Source organism: Azospirillum sp., from assembly GCF_035627195.1.
GTDB lineage: Bacteria > Pseudomonadota > Alphaproteobacteria > Azospirillales > Azospirillaceae > Azospirillum.
In genome coordinates this window covers 1-4,470 of the sequence record NZ_DASPMG010000282.1, presented here as the reverse complement: position 1 = coordinate 4,470, position 4,470 = coordinate 1, and the positions used below count along the sequence as shown (strand labels likewise).

Sequence of the window (4,470 nt, the reverse complement as noted above, 5' to 3'; positions counted from 1 at the left end):
GGTCAAGCAGGGCACGAAGGCGCGACTTCTCGCCAAAGATCAGCGCAGGCTCCGACATGGGGGACTCCGAATCAGGGAGATCCAGAGAATCACGCCCAGAGCAACCCGTAAACCGTCGTTAACCTGAGTTCGGAGCCCTGCCTCGCGGGTATGCATGATTTACACGTCCGGCCGGTTGTGCTATGCTTTCATCATCGGTTGCATGATGTGCAGTGTGGAGGTTTGGTCGTGGAGCACAGGGCATTGGATGCGAACGAGGCGGGATGCCGTTCGGAAGCCGTCGTGCGCAAGCCGTGGTCTGCCCCGATGCTGACGGTGTCGTCGGTCGAGAGTACGACCTTGGCCGCCGCAGACACTGTGACGGATGGATTTGAGAATCTGCTGTCCTGAGCCGCACTGCGGGAACACCAGCGAAGCATCGGTGCGTTGACGCGCATTCCCGGTTATCAAGTTGCACGCGGCCCCGCCATGCTCCGACCTTTGTTGCCTATAGCGCCTCACCGTTTCGCCGCCGGCTATCCGGCATGAGCGCGTTCGCGGGCTTCGTTTCGTTCGATCCGGCGGGGCCGCCGCCGGGGACCGATGAGCGCCTTTCCCGCAGCCTCGACGGCCAGGGGCTTGGAAAGCCGGTCACCCGCCGTGTCGAGTCCGGTGTCTTCGTCTTTCGCCAGCGCGTCCTGTCTCCCGAGGACCGCTATGAGCGGCAGCCGTCCACGGGCGGCGACGGCAAGATCGTATCGATGTTCGACGGCCGGCTCGACAACCGCGCCGAAATGCTGGATGCGCTTGGCTTGCGCAGTCCGCCGCAGAATCCCATCCCGGATGGCGACCTCGTCCGCGCCGCCTATGAGCGCTGGGAGGAGGAGGCGGTTCCCCGCCTGCTCGGTGACTTCGCCTGGGCCGTGTGGAACGGGCGCGCCCGGCGGCTGATGCTCGCCCGCGACCACAGCACGAAACGCGCGCTGTTCTTCAGCCGCGCCGGTGGCTTCGCCGTCTTCGCCACCGGCTACCGGCCGCTGCTGGCGCTGCCCGAGATCGCGCGCGAGCTGGACGAGGTGGCCGTGGCCAACCTGCTGCTCACCAGCGCCGACGAGAGCGACCGCAGTTTCTACAAAGGCATTTCCCGCGTCGTGCCGGCCGGCCGGGTCATCGTCACGGCCGAAGGCGTGCGCCAGGACCGTGTTTGGGAGCCCGCACGGCGCCCGACGCTGTGCCTGGCCAACGATGCCGAATACGTCGAGGCGGCGCGCGCGGTGTTCGAGGACGCCGTGGCCTGCCGGCTGCGCGTCGCCGGCCCCGTGGTCGCCTCGGTCAGTGGCGGCTTGGATTCCAGCGCCGTCGCCGCCACCGCCGCCCGGCGGCTGGCCCCGGCGACGGTGCATGGTTTCACCGTCGTGCCGGTGGCCGGCGGTGCGGTTCACGTCCGAGGGCACGAATACGCCGACGAGCGGCCCTATGTGACGGCGCTGGGGCAGCGCTATCCGAACCTTGCCCTGGAGTTCCTGACGTCCGACGAGCCGGAAGCGTTTGAATTGGACCCCACGTCCCTGTTCCTCCAATCCGGCGCGCCGATGCGGGGGGTGTCCAACACCGGATGGTTCCTGCGCATGCTCCGGCGTACCGGCGAGCTTGGCGCGGCGACGATGCTGGAAGGCGGTTGGGGCAATTACACCCTCACCGCCGAGGGGTTCGATCGGCTGTCCACCCTGCGGCAGAGTGGCGCATGGGGCCGCTTCGCCCGTGAGCTGATGGCGTTGCGGCGCACCCTGCCGCCCAGCCGCTGGCAGTCGCTGGCGCGCTATCATGCTGCGAGGGCGCTGCCCGACGGCCTTCGATTCTGGTTGCGGCGCCAACGCGACGGAGATGATGCGCCGGTTTGGCGCCGCAGAACCGCCATCAATCCGGATTTCGTCCGCGACGCGAAGCTGGAGGAGCATTACGCACGCAACGCCGTGCTGAGTGTGGACACCTGGAATACGGGCGGCCGTCTGGCGATCCTCAACTATGCGATACCGCGCTCGCGCATGCAGATGGAGGCGGGGGCGGCGCTGCGGGGCCTCACCGGCATCACCTTGTCCGACCCCTTCGCCGACCGGCGGGTGATCGATTTCTGTCTGTCGCTGCCGGATGACCAATTCATGCGTGACGGTCAGGCGCGCTCGCTGGCGCGCCGCATGTTCGCCGACCGGCTTCCGCCGGAGATCGCCCTCAACACCCACCGCGGCGCGCAGAACACCGACTGGCACCTGCGCCTCACGCCGCACCGCGCCGCCCTGGCGGCGGAGATCGAGCGGCTGGAAGGCTCGGCGTTGGCCAGCCGCATCCTCGATGTGCCGCGCCTGAAGCGCCTTCTCGACAGCTGGCCGGACGATTCCGGACAGATCGAGGGGGATGGTTCGCAGTATCGCGTCATGCTGCTCCGTGCCTTGCACACGGGCCAGTTCCTGCGCTGGGTGGACGGCGGAAACGGATAGGGCGGTCAGGTGGCGTAGCCCAGCCGCGCCATGACCGTGCCGTGGTCGCGTTCGATCCGCGCCGCCTGCGTCGCGGTCAACGTGTCGCGCCAGCCGCCGGCGACTCCGCGACGGAAGAAGCGCGCCGCCTTCGCCGGCCGCTCCCGGAAGCCGTGCCGTTCCTCGGCGGCGCGCAACGCCTCGAAGCGGGTGGCGTCCGCCGCCTTCGCCGCCGCCTCGGTCGTGGCCTCCCAGCCCAGGTGGCGGGCGATCCGCAGCAGCGCCGCCGCCGCGTCGTCCAGCATGTCCTCGTAGCGCAGCAGCAGGGGCGGCGGCAGCTCCGGTGCGTCCAGCCAGCTCTCCACGTGCGCGCTCCAGGTCAGCAGACGCTGCGGGAGCTGGGCCTTGCAGCGCGGTCCGCTGCGGGCCAGCGTGGCGGCCGGATCCGCCAGGAAGGCGATCGCCTCGTCCTGCTTCATCCCCATGTGGTGGGTCAGGGACACCGCCACGTCGCGCGGGTCGCGCACGATGTAGACGGTGCCCAGCGTCACCGCCGGGGGAAACAGCGGCTCGCCGGCCGCGGTCAGGGTCCAGGCGTCATGCACCTTGCGCAGCAGCGGGTTCGCCGCGGCCTGTGCCTCGGCCTCGTAGAGCCGCGGGCGCAGCGCCGCCGCCTCGTCGTCCGTCAGGTCGCTGGACTCCACGTCGAGGCGGGAGTCGAAGGCCGCGCGCGTGCTGGCGATGCTGATGAAGGTCCGATGGCTGGCGAAGTCCGGCGTCGCCCCGTCGCGGCTGAGGCTGAACAGGCCCAGCCGCAGCCATGTGTTTCCCGATTTGGGATAGGACGCCAGCCAGTGGAAGCCGCTCATCCCGGCGCTTCGTGGCGGGCGGCGATGGCCGCCACCGTGGCGTCCAGCGCCGTCAGGTCGGGCATGCGCGACAGTCGCAGGCCGGGCAGCGCCGTCAGGCGCATCGCCGCGGCCATCAGCGGCCCGCGCCGGCCCATGCGCAACGCCGCCTGCCGGCGGAAGACCGCGTCCAGCAGCGCGTCCACCGCGACACTGCCGCGCAACGTCTCGATGCCGGCGTGCCGCTGGTCGTGCGCGGTGTGCAGGTGGTAGATGGCGGCCAGCGGCAGGGGCTCCGCCCGGAAGCCGGACTCCACCGGCAGGTGGAACTTCTGAAGCTGGGCGCGGCTGCGCTCCAGCCCGTCGGCGGGCAGGCCCAGCCCGTCCATGGCGTCGCGCCACAGCTTGATGCGCGGGAACGAGGGCAGCACCAGCGGGCCGCCGGGGGCGGCCAGATCCACCACCGTCACGTCGTCGGCCAGCACCGCGTGGCCGCGGCGCAGGAAGGCGGCGGTCAGCGTCGATTTGCCGGCGCCCGAATCCCCAGCGAAAGCCACCGCCCGCCCGCCGATCTCCACACAACCGGCGTGCAGGGGCAGCAGCCCGCGCTGGTGACACAGGACGCCGAACACGCTGCCCAGCAGGAATACGCGTACGTCCGGGGCATCCGGCTCCATCCATGGGCGCACGGTGACCCGCCGGCCGCCCTCCACCAGATAGGCGGCGACGTTGGCGATGGCGTAGCGGCAGGCGCCGTCGGCCGTGACCTGGAGCAGCGGCCCCTCATGCACCGCGTGTTCCAGCCGGTCCGGCACGTCGCCCAGGCGGATTTCGATGTCCGTGGCGCGGTCGTCGCCGGTCCACGGCAGCAGGTCGGGCAGGGGCAGGTCGGATGAGACCTTCAGGCCGCACAGCGCGTGGTTCATGCCTGGAAGACCGCGATGGGGGCGTAATTCAGGCTCTCCGTGCCGCCGGAGACGGTCACCCCGCCGCAACGGTTCCAGGCATGCGCCACCGCCCGCGCGATGGCGCGCGCGGTTCCGGGATCGCAGGTACCGGCCGATGATGGTTGTCCATCCGGCATGTGCAGGCCGAGCAGCCGCATCATCCGCGCGAAGGGCAGAGCGGCCAGCAGCGCGCAGACCAGCGTCAGCGTCGCGGCGGCCTCC

The 4,470-nt window shown here is 70.5% G+C and carries 4 protein-coding genes; 1 reads left to right on the top strand and 3 read right to left on the bottom strand.

What is annotated here, in order from left to right:
- Nucleotides 1–524: 524 nt before the first annotated feature.
- Nucleotides 525–2,474, top strand: a complete 1,950-nt coding sequence (locus VED21_RS26060; protein WP_324887548.1) for an asparagine synthase-related protein — start codon at nt 525–527, stop codon at nt 2,472–2,474.
- A gap of 5 nt (nt 2,475–2,479) precedes the next feature.
- Here VED21_RS26060 and VED21_RS26055 read toward each other — a convergent pair whose 3' ends face one another.
- The 3 genes from VED21_RS26055 to VED21_RS26045 all read right to left on the bottom strand — a co-directional run.
- Nucleotides 2,480–3,322: a sulfotransferase domain-containing protein gene (locus VED21_RS26055; RefSeq protein WP_324887547.1), complete on the bottom strand. Its 843-nt coding sequence runs from the start codon at nt 3,320–3,322 to the stop codon at nt 2,480–2,482.
- The gene (locus VED21_RS26050; protein WP_324887546.1) at nt 3,319–4,227 is read right to left on the bottom strand and encodes a serine kinase; all 909 of its coding nucleotides are present in this window, start codon (nt 4,225–4,227) and stop codon (nt 3,319–3,321) included. Before VED21_RS26050 ends, VED21_RS26055 begins: the two co-directional genes overlap by 4 nt.
- Nucleotides 4,224–4,470 (bottom strand): hypothetical protein (locus VED21_RS26045; RefSeq protein WP_324887544.1); only part of this gene is annotated, 247 nt, incomplete at its 5' end. The genes VED21_RS26050 and VED21_RS26045, both read right to left, overlap by 4 nt.

What these genes read in the sequence shown, in the direction of transcription:
- VED21_RS26060 (WP_324887548.1), top strand. Translation starts at nt 525, where the DNA reads ATGAGCGCGTTCGCGGGCTTCGTTTCGTTCGATCCGGCGGGGCCGCCG.
- VED21_RS26055 (WP_324887547.1), bottom strand. Translation starts at nt 3,322, where the DNA reads ATGAGCGGCTTCCACTGGCTGGCGTCCTATCCCAAATCGGGAAACACA.
- VED21_RS26050 (WP_324887546.1), bottom strand. Translation starts at nt 4,227, where the DNA reads ATGAACCACGCGCTGTGCGGCCTGAAGGTCTCATCCGACCTGCCCCTG.